Here is a 17,832-nt window from a genome sequence, read left to right on the forward strand (position 1 = left end):
CGAGGGCGTGCGATGAGCGGGCCGGGGAAAGTGATCGTCATCGGGGGCGGCATCGGTGGCCTGTGCCTCGCGCAGGGCTTGCGCCGGGCAGGGGTCGAGGTCGCCGTCCACGAGCGGGACGCGGCCGTCGGGAGCCGGTGGGAGGGCTATCGGATCCACATCAACCCGGTGGGCGCGAGGGCTCTGCACGCCTGCCTGCCCGACGCGGTGTGGCACGAGTTCCTCGCGACGGCGGGGCGCGCGGGCGACTTCGGCTGGCTCACCGAGCAGCTACGAGAGCTGCTGGTGGTCGAGGAGTCGATCATGTATCCCGGCGCCGAGGACCCGGCGGAGAGCCACTACGCCGCCGACCGCCCCACGCTGCGCCGGCTGCTGCTGACCGGGCTGGAGGACGTCGTGCAGTTCGGCGCCGAGTTCGTGGGCTACGAGCAGCGCGACGACGGCACGGTGCTGGCGCGTTTCGCCGACGGGCGCACCGCGGTGGGCGATGTGCTCGTCGGGGCGGACGGCGCCGGATCCCGGGTTCGCAGGCAGTACCTGCCGCAGGTGCACGCGGCCCCTGCAGGCGCGGTCGGGATCGCGCACAAGATCTGGCTCACCGACGAGGTGCGCAGCGCGCTGCCGCCACGGCTCTGCACAGGCATGAACATCGTCCACGTCGACGCGCCCTGCTTCCTGTTCACCTCGGTCTTCGAGCCGCCTCCCGGCACGGCCGCGCGGCCGTACGTGCTGTGCGCCCTGGTCACGCACCCCGACCTGCTCCCGCCCGACGTCACCGAACTCGACGACGACGCGCTGCGTGCCGTGGTCGACGTTCTCGTCGCGCGCTGGCACCCACAGCTGCGGCTGGCGCTGGCCGAGTCGGACCCGGCGAGCCGCGGCGCGGTCGCCTTCCGGTACGCGGAGCCAGGCCCGGCGTGGCCGAGCACACCGGTCACCGTCATCGGCGATGCGATCCATCTCATGCCCCCGATCGGCGGCCTCGGCGGCAACACGGCGCTGCGCGACGCCCATCTGCTCAGCCGCGAGCTGGGCGCGGCGGCCCGTGGTGAGCGCGACACGCTGGCGGCGATCAGCGAATACGAGTGCGATATGCGCGACTACGGCGCTGCTGCCGTCCGCTTCGCTCTGAAGCAGAAGGACCTGGCCTTGTCCCATGGCGCCGTGGCGACGACGGCCGCACGCAGCTGGTTCAGGATGTGCGCGGCCGTGCCCGCCCTGCGCAGGCGCACGTTCGCCCCCGGCCCCACCGATCCCGCCGCTCCCAGGGCGTGGGAACGCGTGCGTGCCACAGCGGGACCGCCCGTGCCCGCTCCGTAGGCTGTAGGCGCGCCCCCGTAGCCCAATCGGCAGAGGCAGGCCCCTTAAAAGGGTTCCAGTGTGGGTTCGAGTCCCACCGGGGGCACCCGGCCGCAACCAGCAGAATCGCCGTCTGACCAGCAGTAACCGACCCGTCGGGCGATCTTGTGCTGTCCGGCTGTGTCTGGTGGGCACCTGTGATCACCGGCTGTCTGTGCTGAATACGTGCTGAAGTTTCGGCCATCAGTAGCCACCGAGTACCGCGTCGATCCGACGTCGAGCCGCGTCCTCCTGGCCGACGATGACCTTCGCGTGATCTGGTGGAGCACCCCAACGCTGTGGCCGGCCCAGGCCGCTACCTGCGTGGAGGGCACGCCCGCATTGAGCCACGTCGAGACGGCAGCGTGACGGAGGTCGTAAGGCCGGCGTGCCAATGGTGAGGCCGCCTCGTCCTCCGTCAGAGCGGCGACGCGAGCCTTCCGCCAGACACGGCAGTAGGTGCTCTCGGCCAGCTGTCCACCACGCACACCGCGGAACAGCAGCCCGTCCGGGCCAGTGCCGAATGATTCCAAGTGCGCATGCAGAAGGGCCGTGAGCGCCGGTGGCGAGGGCACGATCCGAGTCTCGCCACGGGCACGGTGCTTCAACTGCCGTTCCTCACGCCGCCGCCCACTGTCGGTCCACGAGGCGCCAGCCTCTGGTGTCGACGACTCCAACAGCAGCTCGCCCCACCCCTCAGCGGGCAGCGCGAGGTTCGCCTTCCGCAGCGTCGACGCCTCGCCCGGTCGCAGCGCCGCGTAGTACATCGCTCCAAAGAAGGCGACCAGTCGATCCCCACTCGGCTCCTGCGCCGCAACGGCGTCCAGGAGTGCGCGCGCCTGCACCGGGTTGACCACGACGCGCCGGTCGACGGTCTGAACGGTCCGCGGCGCCTTCCACGCAAGGTTGGTGATCGGGTTCTGAGTGAGGAGCCGTCGTTCGACCGCGAACTCGGCCGGCTACCCGGCCCCCGAGGCGCCAGAGGGTGTGCTCTCGGTCCTCAGAGGGCGCTCAGCAGCGGCGGAACCACCAGGGCGACGGATGCGCGAGGGGGTTGTTCAGCGTCTTGTCCAGGAACAACAGGTCGAGCTTGGCGATCTGGCGACGGAGCGGTGCGCGCTGACGCAACGGTAGAGCGCACACCGCTTGTTCGAGCGCCTCCCGGGCGATGGGGCCGACGTACAGAACCAGGTCGTTATTCTCCCCCTGCAGCATGGAGGGCGGTTTTCGAGCTACGTCGCGCCACGTGAAAAGATGGCTGCGGACCCAGCCGGACGAAAGGTGGGGCCGGTCGAGCCGATCGAGAGCGCGGCTGGTGGACAGCGGAACGCCGTGAATCGGCGTGGGGTGTCGCTGACGACGGTTGCGAGCCCGTACTTGGGCCGGTCGCCTACGCGGCATGGACCTTTCGGATCGGAGCCATGGCCCCATGCTGCCAGAGAGTGACGATGGAGGGAATCGAACCCTGTGGGCTCCGCCCACACCCGACACCGCTTCGGAGATCAGCGGAGTGCGGAGGGGTGGTGATCTCCTCACGGCGCGCCGAGACGGCTGCCAGCCCGAGGGGTGGGGCGCAAGGCTGGACTGAGTACCTTGCACCCCACCCCTCGGCCCGGCAGGGACGAGCCCGCGCCGCGAGACCTCCGATCTTGCTAAGGGTCAAGCCGGGGATGGTTGTGGTTGTGGTGCTCGTTCGGGGAAAGCCTTGACCGGGTCGTAGGACCGGCGGGTTTGTAGGCAGTGGTGGAGTTGGCCGATCATGCGGTTGAACAGGTGTCGTAGGGCGGCGGCGTGGCGGTCGCCGTGGGCTCGTCGCTGGTCGTAGTGGTCCTTGGGTGGGCCGGTTCTGGCCATCGTGGCGAAGGCCCAGACGAAGCCGACGGCGGCGAGCCGGTTGTTTTTGACCTGGCGCCTCATGATCACGGTGTTGCGGCCGGAGGCGCGGGTGACGGGAGCGGAGCCGGCGTAGGCCTTGACCGCCCGTGCGTCGGTGAAACGGGCGCGGTCGTCGCCGAGCTCGCCGAGGATTCGGGCTCCGGTGAGTTCTCCCAGCCCGGGGAAGCTGGTGATGATGGTGTGGTCGGGGTGGCTGCGGAAGGCCTCGATTGAGGCCTGACCGAGCTGTTCGGCGTTGTCGCATTCTGCGTTCAGCGTCGTCAGCAATGCGAGCGCCTGGCGGCTCATTGCCTGTTCGATCAGTGGAGGCTGGCGTAGCTGCGGAGCGTGTAGCGCCTGTGCGATTGCTGCAGCTCGGATGTGGGCGCCGCGCTTGCGCCCGCCCCGACGTAGCGCCGCTGCGATGCGCGCGACGCTGATTCGGGTTCCGGCGGCCGGTGATGGGGCGAGCGCGAGGACGTGGCGGGCGTCGGAACCGGCCAGGTTCGTGACGCCGCTGCCGCCGGCGCGAGCGAACGCCGTGAGGAAGCCCGGGTAGTACTCGCGCAACAGCGATCGCAGCTCAAGGGTGGCTCGGGTGCGTCGCCAGATCGCGTCCTGCGCCGCGCGGGCCAGTACGGCGATGGCCTGGGCGAGGTCGGTGTCGGCGGGCATCTTGCGGTGAGCGTGGGAGTCTGTGCGCAGGATGTTCGCCAATGTCATCGCGTCGGCGTGGTCGGACTTCGCCCGCGCGAATGAGTGGCGCTCGCGGTATCGGGCAACTGCCATTGGGTTGATCGCGAACACCGGGCGGGCGGTCGCGCGCAGGGCAGCCACGAGCAGCCCACGCGGGGTCTCGATCGCGACGGGGATCGAATCCTCGACGCTGTCACCAGCGGCGGTGAGCATGGCGGTCAGTTCGTCGAACCCGTCCGGCCCGTCGTTAATGCGCCGTTTGGCGATCAGGCCGCCGTCCTGGCCAATCAGGGCGATGTCGTGATGACGCTCTGCCCAGTCGATCCCGCAGAACACTCTCAAGTCCTCACCTACCTCGGGTCTGCTGTTTGTGCTGGTCATCTCCCTGGCCGGGTCGCGCGGCGCCCTAATGACAAGGCTCGCTGGCCTTCCCTCCGATGAGCCGTCCGCGATCCGGACGACCCGCACGGTCCCAGGTTCGCGTCAGAGCTCGAGGCTCTGGAGTGACGGAGGGGCGCCCTGTGCGGGCGGGCTCGAACCACGATCAGGACCTCACCGCGCCGCGCCGCGGATATGACGCTGACACGCCGATCTCGTGTCCCAGCTACTGCAACGCCCAGCGAGCGACCGTGTCAGAGCACCCGTCTCGCGAGAGGGCTCACAGCCCGTGGAGATCACCAGGCGTCTCCTGACACGGCCGCTCGACAGTCATTAGGAGATCACCACCAGGACCCGGTATGCGAGGGCAACAACGGCCGGCGCGGACTATGCACGGACGCACACAGGGGAGACGTTGCTCCATCGCAGGTCAGGCGCGGTTTGCCAGCCCACTGTAAATCCGCTGCGACTGCTCAGGGATCCGGCGGTGTGTAGCCGCGCCTCAGGTTCTTATCGAACGGGTCGCGCCGCTGCGCGTCGCGGATATGGCGACGGGTTCGGCGGACGACGGCGGCGGCATCGCTCCTCAGGACGTGCCCGCGGCGGCGAGCCCGACGATCATGTGCTGCGGCGCTGATAAGGACGGCCACGACCACCACTGCAATCGTCGGCCAGAGCCACAGCACGAAGCCAGTAAAGCAGGCCATGCCAAATACGTCCCGAAGTTCGCGGATCGGGTCGCGCGGCATGGCGGTTTCCGCAGGCCAGCGGGCACGACCGGCCCGCATGGAGCTACCCCTTAAAAGGGTTCCAGTGTGGGTTCGAGTCCCACTGGGGGCACCCTGCCACAACCAGCAGAATCGCACGCTGACCAGAAACAACCGACCTGTCGGGTGATCTTGTGCTGTCCAGCTGTGTCTGGTGGACACCTGTGCCCACCGACGCGGTTACCCGGCCACTTCCATGGAGTCGGGCCACGGCTCCACGACCAGGCCCGGCCACTCGTGCTGCCACCGCTGAGCCTTCGCCTCGTAAACCGCCCGCGGTGCCAACAGCGGATTTGGACGTACCCGCATCGCGAACAGGTCCGCGTACCCGTGAGGCGCATAGTCGACCAGCTCACCTCTGGGCGTCCGAGACACGCCGAAGCAGCAGGTGGTCGACGCGAAGTGGTCGATGGCATCAGCTGAGCTGGTGAACCGCACTCCGGGGACACCGAAGCGCGACTCGTACCAGAGGTGCACGCGCGCTTCGTTGCGGACCTCCACTGTCACGCAGAGGTCAGCGAACAGGGCGGTGGCCTTGCGGATCACCGCGTCCTCGGCCTCGTAGGACAGGTCCGATGCGTCGTAGTAGAACAAGTCGTAGTCGGCGATCCCAGCGCCGGGGCTACGGCCGTCCAGGACGTTCCACACGGTCTGGAACACCGCCCCGGCGGTCAGCCACCAGTCCAGGACACCGAGGGCCGGCCCGCGGTCGAGGATCGCCCCATTGATCGGGTTCCGCTGGACGAGGTCGAGGAAACGGGCACGCTGATCCACGATCAGCAGTCTGGTGCAGCGGGCCGACGAGCACCGCTGGCTCCGCCCGCACCTGTCGCCGCTTCGGACGCCGGTCAGAGGCGGTATGACAGCGCTCTGTAAATCTGGCCACGGCGTGGCGGCATCGTCTTCTTGTGATGCGCGGACGTGGCCTGGTTGCTTCACTTCCCACCCTTGTTGTCGTGAGCGCTCCCGCCAGCGCCACTCCTGGGTTCACTGCAGGTGATCGTGACGAGCTGACAATGCGTGCTCTTCCGACGTTCTTCGGCGTGATCGAGCTGCTGCTGAGAGCTGGCGTGCCCGGCCCTGCGCTTCAGGGCGAATGCTGATCTTCTGAGGCGTTAGCGTCATGCCGTGACGGCACGACAGACCATCATCAGGGCGGCCACGCTCATGGACGAGCCGACGGTCTACTCGCTGGCCGCGGAGATGGCCACCTCCTTCGCCGTCGAGCGGGAGAGCTTCCGGCGCAGCCTCGGCGAGTTGGTGGCCGCCGACAACGCGCTGCTGCTCGTCGCGGAGACTGATGGCAAGGTCAGCGGCTACGTCCTCGGCTTCACTCACCCTGCCTTCTACGCCAACGGCAGGGTCGCGTGGGTCGAGGAGATCGCGGTCCAGGCTGGGCAGCGGCGGCAGCGGGTGGGAGCGTTGCTCATGGAGGAGTTCGAGCGCCGAGCCCTCGACGCGGGCGCGAGGCTGGTTGCACTCGCGACGCGTCGAGCAGCCGACTTCTACCTGGCCATCGGGTACGAAGAGAGTGCGACCTATTTCCGGAAGCTTTTGTAGCTTTGCGGGGCTACCCATTGACACCTTGTACGTCCGGGCCCTTGGCGTGCGGGGGACCTGCCGCCGTTTGCGTCGCGCCGTTGCGCGTCCAGAACTCGACGACGTGCCCGTCGGGATCCGTGACGTAGGCCGACCGCTGTCCCGGCGCTGTTGGATCGTCGCCGAAGTAGACCTCGTCGACGTGCACTCCATGGGAACGGATCTGGGCGACAACCGCGTCGTAGTCGCCCTCCGCGACGGTCATCGCGAAGTGAACATGCGCGCCGCCCCGCGAGCCGGCGATGCCGATCTGTGGCTTCCACAGACCGATGCGGGTCTGGCTTCCCGACTGCAGCCAGACGGCTTCCCGCCCTCGGAACGCCTCTCCTTCCCAACGTCCTATGACCGGCAAGCCGAGTACGCCGGTGTAGAACTGCTCAGACGCCGCAAGATCACGCACTTCGATCACGAGTTCGGTCACGCCCATCGTCGGGACTGGCATCTGCTTCTCCATCACGTCAGCCGGACTGTCACCAGCACGGTCCATCGTGAAGCCGGGTTGAGGTCAAGAGCCGGGGCGCGAGCTCGACGAGCGCGTGCCGAAGCTGGGCAACTACCGAACGGACGAACGCCACAACCGATGACTCCGGCCCGCCGTCGCGGTCATCCTTGTGTACGCGACGCACGAGGAGCGGATTCCGATGGATGGGACCAGGCCGAGCGAGGTGGGGGAAGTGGACGGCGTGCGGACAAGGGGCCTGCCCCGCGTCCTGACGAATGGGTTCCGGCCATGGCGGTGATCGAGGACGTTCGGCCGCTGGGCACCGAGTTGGAGCGCTCGTACCAGGTGTATGTACGCGGCAGGTTGAAGTTCCGCGTCAAGCAGATCGTCTACGTGGCGTTCTCCCTGGACGAGAGCGTGATGGGCTTCGCGTTCCCCAAGGAGGAGCGGGCGGCGCTCGTCGCGAGCGGGCCGCACAAGTTCCACATGCCGTCGGCGGCGGATATGCGCTTCAACTGGGTCCACGCCGACCTTCCTGCATTGGATCCGGTCGAAGCTCGCGAGTTCGTGGTCGACGCTTGGCGCATGGTCGTCCCCCAGAAGCTCTCCCGCGCGTACGACCTCACCCATCCCAACGGCCCGGGCTGAACCCCGGACTCCGCCGCCGGCGGCGCGATGCCGGCGGCGTCGAGCAGGAGGCTCAGATTGTGGTGGTCGCCTCGGCTCTGCCGTCCTTCACGGCGGCTTGGAGCGCGGCGTAGTCGCGTTCATTCTGGTCGGCGTAGGTTTCCGCGAAGTCGGCGATCGCGTTGTCGAACTTGGCGGAGCGGCCCAGGTAGGCGGCCAGGGCGAAGCGGTCGCCGGATCGGGCGTGCGCCCGGGCAAGGGTCCACCCGCACATATGGGCGTACACCTTCATGCCAGATGGAATCATCGATTCGATCGGCACAGAGACTTTCCAGTCCTTCAGCTGGCGAACGTAATAGTCGCGATCTGTGCCGTCCGGGTCGACCACATGGGTCCAGCCGAGGAGAATGTCGCTCTCGGCCTGCATCAGTCGCTGCCCCACGACCACCCGCTCGCCCTCGTTGCTGTACTGGCTGCGCCCGCAGAAGGCCGCCAGCACCGACGGCTGGGCCTCCTTGGACTGCAAGAACAACGGTTCGGTGCCGTCTTCGGCATCCATGAGCAAGACCCAGGCGCGGGTGCCGACGCTGCCGACGCCGACCACCTTGCGGGCCACCTGCATCAGCGTGAAGTACTCGAGCAGGTGCTTGCGGTCGGACTCCAGAGTGCGCCGGTACTTGCCCAGTACCGCGCGGACGACCTCATAGATCTTCGCGACCTGAACATCGGCGAAGATCTCCTCGATCGGCTCGATCAGTGGAGGCATGCTGATGATCTGCCGCCGCCCGTCGACCACGGTCGTGAGTTTGTTCAGCGCCTGCATGCTGTCTCGGGTATGTGCCTTGGCCAGCGTTTTCTCGGTGAGCTTTACGCGTTTCCGCTTCATCTGCGACCTCACTTCACCGAGGGTGGCTGCTACATCCAGGTGCGCGTACCACACGTCCAGGAAGTGCTGCTCCGCGAACGCCCGCATCGCAGTCCGGTATGCCTCGACCGCCGAGAGGACAACCGTTCGGCGGGCCTTCCTGCTGAACTCGTTGTCGCGGCCCGCCACGGCCAGGCTTGCCCCGAGCCGTTTGACGTCCCACTCGAACGGCCCGGGCAACGTCTCGTCGAAGTCGTTGACATCGAAGACGAGCCGCCGCTCCGGCGACGCGAATGCCCCGAAATTGGACAGGTGTGCGTCGCCGCACAACTGCACTCGCAGCCCCGACGTCGGCGTTCCCGCCAGATCGACCGCCATCGGAAGTGCCGCCCCACGGAAGTACGCGAACGGCGATACCAGCATCCGCCCGTGGCGGACCGGTACCAACTCCGGTATCCGGCTCTTTGCCTGCTCCAGCAGGAGGCCGATCGGATCTCGTGATCCATCCGGCGTGAACTCCGCGTGCGCCTCCAGCGGGGCCGAGGCCCGAGCATCCTTTCCCCGGGCCGCCCGATCTGCACGAGTCAACTGCCTCGCGCTCTGGGTCTGCGCATTGCCCTTGCCGGGCGCTCGAACGTCACCTGCACTCGTTACGACCATGGCCACCTCTTTCCGTTGCTCGTTCTGATGCGAGGAGGGGCCATGACCCGCTCACGCCACGAATCGGAAACCCCTACCTGCGATCGGCTCAGGGGCGCGGCTCGGGACCGACGCGCCAGCCCGTGCCGAGCGTGCCCTGCGCTGCCCCCACACCGCTGCGGCCGCCGCCGCGACCGCGCAGGACGTAGGCGAAACCCACGGCGACTACCGCGCCCGCCACCGGCCCGGCCACGTACGCCCACCACGACGTCCAGTCGCCGAGCACCAGGGCGGGACCGATCGAGCGGGCAGGGTTCATCGACGCACCGCTGACCGGCGCCCCCCACAGCCCGGCCAGCGCTATGTAGCTGCCCACACCGATAGCGGCCAGCGGCCCGATCTGCTGGGCCCCCGACGCGGTGCCCAGGATCACGCTCACCAGGCCGGTGGTCAGGACAAGTTCCCACAGCATCGCAGTGGTCGTCGAAATGCCGGCACCGGGCAGGGTCAGGCCCGCGTCGCCTTGCTTGCCGATCAGCGCCCACAGCAGCAGCGTCGCGAGTATGGCGCCGATGAACTGGGCCACGATGTACGCGGGCACGCGCTTCCACGGGAAGTCGCCGCGCAGCGCAAAGGCAACGCTCACCGCTGGGTTGAGGTGCGCGCCGGAGACCGTGCCCATGAACAGGATGACGGCCGCCACCATCAGCGCCGGCGCCACCACGAGCGCACCGAACGGAACCGCATCGCCACCGAAACGGGCGTTGACCATTCCGCCGCCGACGGCGACGAGGACCAGGAAGAAGGTGCCCAGTAGCTCGGAGAACAGGCGCCGTCCCTCGTAGCTGTCGTTCCAGAAGTCGAACTGGCTGGCCACGGAGTTCGGCTGCCCGATTGATCGCAGGGCGACGTCGGCGTGGCCGAGCTCCTGCCGATCTGTCGCAGATTGCCGGGCTAGCTCGTCTGGTTGGCTGGTCATCTCACACTTGCCTGCGTCGCTTGACGTGGACACCTGAAGGCGTGCGCGTGCTGGTGTGCAGGTAGCGCTTGGAGCAAAATCACCGAACTGCCTAGGAGTACTGCATTATGGTCCTCCGAGACGGGGCGGGCCACGTCCAGATATGACTCGTCGAGCGGTCGTCGTACGCTTACAAACTCGGCTGTTGGTTCGTGGCTGACGCCGTACAGCAGCGCTAGTCGTCGACAGACCTGACGGTCCGCAGTGGATAACTCACGAAGGGTCTTATGATAAAAGCACCCCGTCGGTTCTCGATGCGGTCTCGTGCTTTGTCGAGTCTCTGAGGGATGGTGCGGACCGGCCCCCGGCGGCGGCTCGGGCAGGTTACCCGGCCCGGCTTGCCGAGTAGCTGCGCGTGACAGCGATGGGCCGGAACCCGAATCGGGCGTAGAGGCGCTTCGGGGTGTCGTCCACCTCGGCACCGATCAGGACCGGCCCTGAACCCCGTTGGCGGGCGGCTCCGACCGCAAAGCGCAGCATCTCGCTCGCGATCCCCTTGCCACGCGCCTCGGGGTGCACGAAGACGTCCTCGATCATGGCTGCGCCATCAGAGCGAGTCCACACTCCGATGCACCCGACCGTCCGGGAATCTCGATGCGCGACGAAGTAGGTGGCCGGTAGAAGACTCCGTCGGAGGAGTAACGCCGCATGGGTCTCCGAGACGGGTCGTTCCGCGCGCCGGGCTCGGCCGTCTTCCTCGATGTGGTCGATCCTGAACAGTTCCTCGATGGCCCGCCAATCCTCGTCGTCTCGGGCGGTTTCCAACATCAAGGCCGCTGGGCCGACGGTGACCGACGCCGGGAGCACGAGCTGAAGTTGTGTGTCGAGCGACCAGTCGTTGAGCACGAGGAGTGCTTCGACGGTGGGTGGAGTCCGCGGCGAGATCAGGACCCGTCGGCATGGTGCGCCGGTGATCGCTTCGACGTCGGCCAGGAGCGAGACGAGCTGATCCTCGGAGCCGACTCTGAGCGAGGTGAGGAAGTTCCCGAGCGGATGGCCCGGAGCGGCCGGTGACCTCACCAGCCGACCGAGCCCGAGATCGACACTCTCGCCGCCCAGCGACCAGAACTGCTCGACGAGATCGGTCACCTCATCGGCCGTCAGCTCCATCACCGGCGTCTCCCAGTCTCGATCCCGTTCCGTCGTACCACGCAGAATGGCTCGCCTCCGCCCGTGATGGGGCGGCTACGCCGGTACTCACACCGAACGGTCGTGGCCTCGTAGACGTAGATAGGCAGTCGACCCCTGCACGAAGCCCCAACGTCCATAGAAGGGCGTCACGTCGGCATCGGCCGCCAACGCAACGTGCGCAGCGCCTGATGCACGCGCCCACCCGCTCAACTCGTCCATGATCCGCGCGCCGAGTCCTCGCACCTGCGCTGCCGGCTCAACGACGACGTCGACCAGGAAGTAGTACAGGCCGTCACCCACAGCCCGCCCCATTCCGACGGCGCGGCCTGCCTCGTCATAGGCGGTGACGCCGAAAGCCGATGCCTCCAACGCCTGTGCGCATCGTTCGAGATCGGGGCTCGGCCAGCCCACCGATGCACGCAGGCGGACGTAGTCATCAGGCAGGGGCGGATGAGCGACCGTCGTGAACACCTGCCCATGATCGAACCAGGTCGGCTCCGCTCGCACCGAGCATCGCTTCGAAGATCGGACCGGTTCTGTCGGTGGTCGCTTGCACACTGGTCGCGCCGTTGATCACTGGACTGCAGGGGCGGGAGACGTAGTGCGCAAGGGGCTTCTGGACGTCCGCCCGCTGCAGACGTCGCCGGCGTTTCGGCGGCTCTGGATCGGGACGTCGGCCATCCAGTTCAGCGGGCAGATGGCTGTGGTCGCGGTGCTCTACCAGGTGTGGGAGCTCACCCGCAGTCCGCTGTGGACAGGTGCGATCGGCGTCGCCACGGCGGTCCCGACGATCGTGCTGGGCCTCCTCGGGGGGACGATCGCCGACACGTTCGATCGCCGCCGCATCGTGCTGCTGACGAGCCTCGGCGCGGTCGTTTCGGCGGGGTTGCTGGCTGCGCAGGCGGTGGCCGGGATCGGGTCGGCGGCGCTGGTCCTCGTCCTGGTCGCGGCGAAGACGTCGTGCACCGCGCTGGGCACGGCGTCGCGGCGGGCGTTTCTGCCCCGGCTGCTGCCGCCGTCCCAGGTCGCCGCGGGGGTGGCTCTCGACCACGTCGCGTTCCAGGTGGCGATGCTGGCCGGCCCGGCAGTGGCCGGGGTGGTGCTGGCCCGGTGGGGCCTGAGCTGGGCGTACACCATCGACGCCATCGCAATCCTGCTCTCGCTCTACGGGGTGGCCCGGCTGCCGTCGATGCGCCCCGAGGGCGGCGCGGCGCGGGCAGGGCTGCGTGCGACCGGCGAGGGGCTCGCGTTCCTGTGGCGGCGCCCGGCGCTGCGCGGGGTGCTGGCCAGCGACCTGGCCGCCACCGTCCTCGCGATCCCGATCGCACTGTTCCCCGTGATCAACCAGGAGCGTTTCGGGGGCGATCCACACACGCTCGGGCTGTTCCTCAGCACACTCGCGGTCGGAGGGACGGCGTCCGGGCTGCTGTCCGGTGCGGTCACCAGCGCCGCACGGCCCGGTGCGGTGATGTTGGGCTCTGTCGGGGTCTGGGGGCTGGCGCTGGCCGGGTTCGGCCTGGTCGACGGCCTCGCAGCCACGCTGGCGTGCCTGGCCGTCGCGGGAGCTGCCGACACCGTGTCGGTGATCTCGCGGGGCACTCTCGTGCAGCTCGAGACGCCCGACGGGTTCCGCGGCCGGATCAGCTCGGTGGAGTACGCGGTCGGTGCGGGCGGGCCGGGGCTCGGCGACGCGCGGGCCGGGCTCGTCGCAGGCCTGGTGTCGGCCTCGGCATCGGCAGTCAGCGGCGGACTGGCGTGCGTGCTGGCGGTGGCAGTGATCGCTGGGACGCATCCTGCGCTGCGACGGTGGCGGCGACCCGTCCCGGTCGGTGACGAAGCATGAGATCCAGGCTCACGTTCGACGATCACTACGGTCGTCGCATGGTGGAACTGGTCGAGCCGACGACGCATCTCTACAGCGCATGGCGGGCAGCTCGCGACGACTGGGGCCCCGGAACCCACGAAGACGGATTCGGCCTGCTCGCCTCGGACACAGTCGAGACGCCGGACGGGTTCGAGACCTGGGTGCGGCGCCTGCAGGGGGAGCAGGACTCGACATACCGGTGGATCGTCGAGGGTGACGACCTCCTCGGTGCCATCGCGCTGCGGCACCGGCTGGATGATGGCGCGCTCGAGGTGGGGCAGGTCGGCTACGGCATCCGTCCATCGGCCAGGGGGCGTGGGCTGGCGACCTGGGCGCTGGCACAGATACTGGCGACGGCCAGGGCGATCGGGCTCGACCGGGTGCTGATCGTCTGCGCCGACGGCAACACCGCGTCGGCACGGGTCATCGAGCGCCACGGTGGAGTTCTGGAGGGCATACGCAACACCGATTTGGGGCCTGCCCGGCGGTACTGGGTGGCGATCGATCCACCGACGGTGCCGCTACAAGGCCGCTGACGCAGGCGCCGAAGAGCCCGCAGACGGATCCGACCGCCGGCCCCCGATTTGCTGGTCCGGCAAAGTTTCGTGCCAGTTCGTGTGGCTGCAGGAAAGCTTCTTCTACCAGCGCAACAGGAGGAGCACCCGTGTCCACGTCCGCCACTGACGAACCCGCCCGCTTCTGGGACGAGCTCTACCGAGGAAACGCCCCGACCGCAGAACCCGGGGTGAACGACCGGCTCGCGGAGATCGCCGCTGACCTGCCCCCGGGCGAGGCACTCGACCTGGGCTGTGGTCCCGGCGGTGACACGTTGTGGCTCGCCCGCCGGGGTTGGCGAGTGACGGCAGTCGACATCTCTGCCGTCGCGACCGACCGGCTGGCGGATCGCGCACATTCTCTCGGGCTCTCCGATCGAATCACTGCGGAGCGGCATGACCTGGCGGAGAGCTTCCCCGCCGGCCGGTTCGATCTCGTGTCAGCGCACTACCTGCACACCTCGTTCGAACTGCCCCGCGCGCGCGTCCTGCGGACCGCCGCACATGCGCTGTCCCCGGGCGGGCGGCTGCTGGTCGTCGACCACGGCTCGATCGCACCCTGGTCGTGGAACCAGGACCCGGACACCCGCTTCCCGTCCCCGCTGGAGATCGCGGATGCCCTCGACCTCGACCCCGGACAGTGGACCGTCGAGCGCGCGGACGCGCCCCGCCGGATGGCCACCGGACCCGGCGGACAAACCGCTGAGGTCGTTGACCACGTCCTTCTGATCCGCCGCACCGACTGACCCCGCCTGACCGAATCGGTTGCCGGCCCCCACGAGGTATCGACAGCGGTACCGTTCGCGATCGTGGTTGCGGCGAGTGCTCACTGGATCGCCGCGACGCGGGCGCGGGAGTCCCGGCGCGAGGATGCGCTGTTCGTCGACGTCTTCGCGGCAGACCTCGCCGGTGACCTCGGGTTCACCATGATGGCCCGCAGCGAGGATGCGACCGGGCAGGAGAACTCCTACATCCCGGTACGGGTCCGGTGGTTCGACGACGCCGTCCTGGCTGCGATGTCGGGGCGCCTCGACCAAGTGGTGTTGCTCGGAGCGGGGCTGGACACTCGTCCGTTCCGGCTCGACGTTCCGCACCGTCTTCGTTGGTTCGAGGTCGACCGTGCCGAGGTCCTTGCCCGAAAGCAGCAGATTCTCGGCGAGACGCCCAGCAGATGTGATCGTCGTGTCGTCGCCGCGGACCTTCGCGACGACTGGATCGCGCCCCTGAACGCTGCCGGCTTCGACCCGAGCCTGCCGACCGCGTGGATCGCCGAGGGACTTTTCTTCTACCTGGGCGAGGTGGGGGTTCATTCGCTGCTCGGCCAGGTCGCCGGTATGAGCGCAGCCGGCAGCAGGCTCCTGGCCGACATCATGGGCGCCGCCGGTCTGAATGGGCCGGCCATGCAGCCGTATCGCGACCACTGCGCGTCCCACGGCCTGCCGCCGCCCTTCGGCTCGGACGACCCTGCCGGCATGCTCGATGCCGCCGGCTGGCAACTCGAGACGATCGTTGTCCCGGGCGCACCAGGAGCGAACTACGGTCGCCTTCCGCCGGTGCCCACGGGCCCGATCGCCGGCGCGACCCATCTCGTCGTCGCGAACATGCCCTGATAGCTCTCGGCGTGGGTTCGAGTCCCACCGGCCATTTAGCGTACGACGCGCGCCTCCCGTCGCCGGCATCCATCTCATTCGTGCACGGGTTCCGGGATTCACGGCACAGTGAGGCCCGCTGTCGCCGGTACGCGGAGGAGAACAGATGTCATCGCTGGACGGATCACGTGCATTCGCGGGCGCGCCTGGCCCGACGCCTGAGCAGGACGCCGAAGACCTGGGGCTGGTCCTCCGTGAGGCGCGCGAGACCCAGGGCGTCAGCGCTGCGGAGTTGGCGCGACGCACTGACGTCGCAGCAGGCGACATCCTTGATTTCGAAGCCGGGCGCGTGATCCCGGCCAAGCCGCCGTTCGCGATCTACATGAGGGCACTCGGCTTCATCGCCTAATGAATCGAGCTTGACCTTCGAGTCGGGTGGAAGGCTTACCGTCGATAGGTGCGCACTTACCGGATATCCCAGCTCGCCGAATGTGCTGGTGTCCCGGCGACGACGCTGCGGTTCTACGAGAAGGAGGGGCTGTTGCCCGCGGCCCGGAGCTCTTCCGGCTACCGGCAGTACACCGACTCCGACCTGGAACGGGTGCAGTTCATCACCGCCTCCAAGCACCTGGGGCTGCCGCTGGATCAGATCCGCGACCTGCTGACCGTGTGGGACAGAGGCGTGTGCCGCAGCGTCCGTGACGAGCTGCAGATGTTGATCACCGCGCAGGTGGCCGCGGCGGACGACAGGATCGACGACCTGCGCATCTTCCGTGGTCGACTGACTGGCACCTTGACCCACCTGCGCGAGCTTCCGGCCAACGACGGACCGTGCGATCCGGCGTGTTCGTTCCCGCCCGACCTCCCCGCCGGTGCGCCCGCTCCTCCACTGGGCCGCCGAGCGACGGTCGCCGTTCCGACGACGGCCGAGCAGCACGAACGCGCTCCGATCGCCTGCTCTCTGGACGGGAGTGCGTACGGCGATCGGATCGAGGAATGGCGCCGGCTGCTCGACGGCGCTGAGGTCGAACAGCTGCCCGACGGAGGGCGCGCGGCGCGCTTGCCGGCGGAGCGAGCGGCGGCACTCGCGCAGCTCATCGTGGCTGAGCAGCAATGCTGCCCGTTCTTCTCCTTCCGGCTCACATTCGCCGGCGCGCACATCGAACAGGTTGCCCGTGCTCCCGAGGGCGCCGAACCGCTGGTCGCCGCGCTCTTCGACCAGGACCTGTCGGCAGCGGGGGAGACCTGTTCCCGCTGATCGCGAGTCCGGCCGGCTCCCTGCGGTAGGTAGCGGGGGAATGTGCAGACTGGCGAAATGCGGATTTTGTTCCGGGGTGACGTGAGAGTCAGTTATAGCCAGGCCACCGTGGAGGCAGGGGATGAACCGGCCGACACGTCGGATCTGGCGGCGTGTTTCGCCGGGCAGCGCAACGGGCTCTGCGGTGCGGGTGAGCCAGGCCTGCTGTTCCTGGTCACCGGGTTGCACACCGGGTCGGCTCCATTCGTCGTCGAGGCGCATGACGCGCCGCCGGACGTGCCGGATTGGGAGGAGGTCGTCGAGGTGTCCTTCCCCGTGCCCCGCTCGCCGGTCGTGCTGTGCGGCTGGGCAGGCGGCAGCTCCGCACCCTTGGATCTGGCGCCGGACGTCTACCGGGTGCGGTACTGCGCGACCGGAATGGATGCCGGTAAGGCGGCAGACGTCCGCCGCGCGGGCGAACCCGAGATCGATCGCTACCTCCTGCAGTTCTGGCCCGCCCCGGCGGACCAGGATCGGGTGCTGCGCCAGACCGGTGCTGTGGCTCTGTACTGGCACGACTACGCGCGTAGCGCACCTACGCCGGAGCAGGTGCGCGCCCGCCGCGCGGAGGCCACGAAGCCGCGGCAGCGGCAGATCGAACACGACCGCCGGATACGCGAGAGGCTGCTCTGGCGTGGCGCCCGCCCTCCCGGGCCGCTCGGCGACGTGCCATCCGCCCGAACGCTGGTGCTGCTTGATCGCCCGCTCGCCGAGGCCATCGCCGCCGCCACGCCCGCGCAGCAGAAGGCGCTCGCGCGCTGGGCTGCCCGACGGACGATGGCCGAGGCGGGCCTGGAGTCGATCGACTGGATCGCATCCGGGCTCTCCGCGCTGGACGCCGCCGAGCGGTTGCCCGCGCCGTTCGACGACGAGCAGAAGGCCTGGCAATCGCTGTGGGCCGACGAGCGGGTGCCGCGGAGCGTGGTGACCTCCCCGGACGAGCAGAGTTCCGCCTGCCTGCAACAGGCCATGGCGTTTCCCGCGCTCGCCGCCGCAGCACACCCGGATCCCGCGGTCGCGGTCTTCGATGCCCTCCACCACGCCACTGCCGCGTTCGGCGCCCCCGGCTATCAGACGTTGTACGGCGAGTTGCAGCGCACGCTGAGCGCCCAGTCGGACGGGATCCCCTCCTGACGGCCGCGCACACCTCCGA

At 68.7% G+C, this 17,832-nt stretch carries 20 protein-coding genes and 1 tRNA gene; 11 read left to right on the top strand and 10 right to left on the bottom strand.

What is annotated here, in order from left to right; translation table 11 throughout:
- The first annotated feature begins 12 nt into the window (after nucleotides 1-12).
- The gene (locus MMF94_RS20320; RefSeq protein ID WP_241038694.1) at nucleotides 13-1,320 is read left to right on the top strand and encodes an FAD-dependent oxidoreductase; all 1,308 of its coding nucleotides are present in this window, start codon (nucleotides 13-15) and stop codon (nucleotides 1,318-1,320) included.
- Between the two features lie 11 nt (nucleotides 1,321-1,331).
- Nucleotides 1,332-1,405 (top strand) — tRNA-Leu (locus MMF94_RS20325).
- On the opposite strand, the gene MMF94_RS20330 is transcribed toward MMF94_RS20325, so the two are convergent.
- The 5 genes from MMF94_RS20330 to MMF94_RS20350 all read right to left on the bottom strand — a co-directional run bounded on the left by MMF94_RS20330 (nucleotide 1,365) and on the right by MMF94_RS20350 (nucleotide 5,828).
- Nucleotides 1,365-2,195 (bottom strand): tyrosine-type recombinase/integrase, encoded by an 831-nt coding sequence (locus MMF94_RS20330; RefSeq protein ID WP_338104285.1) that lies wholly within the window; start codon nucleotides 2,193-2,195, stop codon nucleotides 1,365-1,367. The genes MMF94_RS20325 and MMF94_RS20330 overlap by 41 nt on opposite strands.
- A 154-nt stretch (nucleotides 2,196-2,349) precedes the next feature.
- On the bottom strand, nucleotides 2,350-2,553 hold the full coding sequence (locus MMF94_RS20335; protein WP_241038695.1) for a hypothetical protein: 204 nt from the start codon (nucleotides 2,551-2,553) through the stop codon (nucleotides 2,350-2,352).
- A 444-nt stretch (nucleotides 2,554-2,997) separates the two neighbouring features.
- Entirely contained in the window at nucleotides 2,998-4,290 is a 1,293-nt protein-coding gene (locus MMF94_RS20340) for an IS110 family RNA-guided transposase (RefSeq protein WP_338104286.1), read from the bottom strand.
- A gap of 470 nt (nucleotides 4,291-4,760) precedes the next feature.
- Complete coding sequence (locus tag MMF94_RS20345; protein WP_241038697.1) at nucleotides 4,761-5,036, bottom strand: hypothetical protein; 276 nt, start codon at nucleotides 5,034-5,036, stop codon at nucleotides 4,761-4,763.
- A gap of 198 nt (nucleotides 5,037-5,234) precedes the next feature.
- Nucleotides 5,235-5,828: a nucleotidyltransferase family protein gene (locus MMF94_RS20350; protein WP_241038698.1), complete on the bottom strand. Its 594-nt coding sequence runs from the start codon at nucleotides 5,826-5,828 to the stop codon at nucleotides 5,235-5,237.
- Nucleotides 5,829-6,182: 354 nt separating this feature from the next.
- Here MMF94_RS20350 and MMF94_RS20355 point away from each other — a divergent pair, with 354 nt between their 5' ends.
- The gene (locus MMF94_RS20355) at nucleotides 6,183-6,614 is read left to right on the top strand and encodes a GNAT family N-acetyltransferase (RefSeq protein ID WP_241038699.1); all 432 of its coding nucleotides are present in this window, start codon (nucleotides 6,183-6,185) and stop codon (nucleotides 6,612-6,614) included.
- 10 nt (nucleotides 6,615-6,624) lie between these two features.
- Here the strand turns inward: MMF94_RS20355 and MMF94_RS20360 are convergent, their stop codons facing one another.
- The gene (locus tag MMF94_RS20360) at nucleotides 6,625-7,107 is read right to left on the bottom strand and encodes a VOC family protein (protein ID WP_241038886.1); all 483 of its coding nucleotides are present in this window, start codon (nucleotides 7,105-7,107) and stop codon (nucleotides 6,625-6,627) included.
- 276 nt (nucleotides 7,108-7,383) lie between these two features.
- Between MMF94_RS20360 and MMF94_RS20365 the strand changes: the two genes are divergently transcribed.
- Nucleotides 7,384-7,743, top strand: a complete 360-nt coding sequence (locus MMF94_RS20365) for an MmcQ/YjbR family DNA-binding protein (RefSeq protein WP_241038700.1) — start codon at nucleotides 7,384-7,386, stop codon at nucleotides 7,741-7,743.
- A 52-nt stretch (nucleotides 7,744-7,795) separates the two neighbouring features.
- Here the strand turns inward: MMF94_RS20365 and MMF94_RS20370 are convergent, their stop codons facing one another.
- The 4 genes from MMF94_RS20370 to MMF94_RS20385 form a co-directional block, all read right to left on the bottom strand.
- Nucleotides 7,796-9,247, bottom strand: a complete 1,452-nt coding sequence (locus tag MMF94_RS20370; protein WP_241038887.1) for a DUF2252 domain-containing protein — start codon at nucleotides 9,245-9,247, stop codon at nucleotides 7,796-7,798.
- A gap of 88 nt (nucleotides 9,248-9,335) precedes the next feature.
- Nucleotides 9,336-10,205, bottom strand: coding sequence for an MIP/aquaporin family protein (locus MMF94_RS20375; protein ID WP_241038701.1), 870 nt, complete (start codon nucleotides 10,203-10,205; stop codon nucleotides 9,336-9,338).
- Between the two features lie 363 nt (nucleotides 10,206-10,568).
- Nucleotides 10,569-11,354: a GNAT family N-acetyltransferase gene (locus MMF94_RS20380; RefSeq protein WP_241038888.1), complete on the bottom strand. Its 786-nt coding sequence runs from the start codon at nucleotides 11,352-11,354 to the stop codon at nucleotides 10,569-10,571.
- Nucleotides 11,355-11,441: 87 nt separating this feature from the next.
- A complete protein-coding gene (locus MMF94_RS20385) occupies nucleotides 11,442-11,846 on the bottom strand; it encodes a GNAT family N-acetyltransferase (RefSeq protein WP_241038702.1) in 405 nt (134 codons plus the stop codon).
- Nucleotides 11,847-11,976: 130 nt separating this feature from the next.
- Between MMF94_RS20385 and MMF94_RS20390 the strand changes: the two genes are divergently transcribed.
- The 7 genes from MMF94_RS20390 (at nucleotide 11,977) to MMF94_RS20420 (ending at nucleotide 17,813) form a co-directional block, all read left to right on the top strand.
- The gene (locus tag MMF94_RS20390; RefSeq protein ID WP_241038703.1) at nucleotides 11,977-13,218 is read left to right on the top strand and encodes an MFS transporter; all 1,242 of its coding nucleotides are present in this window, start codon (nucleotides 11,977-11,979) and stop codon (nucleotides 13,216-13,218) included.
- A 38-nt stretch (nucleotides 13,219-13,256) separates the two neighbouring features.
- Complete coding sequence (locus MMF94_RS20395) at nucleotides 13,257-13,775, top strand: GNAT family N-acetyltransferase (RefSeq protein WP_241038704.1); 519 nt, start codon at nucleotides 13,257-13,259, stop codon at nucleotides 13,773-13,775.
- A 128-nt stretch (nucleotides 13,776-13,903) separates the two neighbouring features.
- Entirely contained in the window at nucleotides 13,904-14,539 is a 636-nt protein-coding gene (locus MMF94_RS20400) for an SAM-dependent methyltransferase (protein ID WP_241038705.1), read from the top strand.
- 63 nt (nucleotides 14,540-14,602) lie between these two features.
- On the top strand, nucleotides 14,603-15,403 hold the full coding sequence (locus tag MMF94_RS20405; RefSeq protein ID WP_241038706.1) for a class I SAM-dependent methyltransferase: 801 nt from the start codon (nucleotides 14,603-14,605) through the stop codon (nucleotides 15,401-15,403).
- A 145-nt stretch (nucleotides 15,404-15,548) separates the two neighbouring features.
- A complete protein-coding gene (locus tag MMF94_RS20410) occupies nucleotides 15,549-15,791 on the top strand; it encodes a helix-turn-helix domain-containing protein (RefSeq protein WP_241038707.1) in 243 nt (80 codons plus the stop codon).
- A 48-nt stretch (nucleotides 15,792-15,839) separates the two neighbouring features.
- Complete coding sequence (locus tag MMF94_RS20415; protein ID WP_241038708.1) at nucleotides 15,840-16,640, top strand: MerR family transcriptional regulator; 801 nt, start codon at nucleotides 15,840-15,842, stop codon at nucleotides 16,638-16,640.
- A gap of 108 nt (nucleotides 16,641-16,748) precedes the next feature.
- Nucleotides 16,749-17,813: a hypothetical protein gene (locus MMF94_RS20420; RefSeq protein ID WP_241038709.1), complete on the top strand. Its 1,065-nt coding sequence runs from the start codon at nucleotides 16,749-16,751 to the stop codon at nucleotides 17,811-17,813.
- Nucleotides 17,814-17,832: the final 19 nt, after the last annotated feature.

It is taken from the genome of Pseudonocardia alaniniphila, assembly GCF_022524485.1.
Classification (GTDB): domain Bacteria; phylum Actinomycetota; class Actinomycetes; order Mycobacteriales; family Pseudonocardiaceae; genus Pseudonocardia; species Pseudonocardia alaniniphila.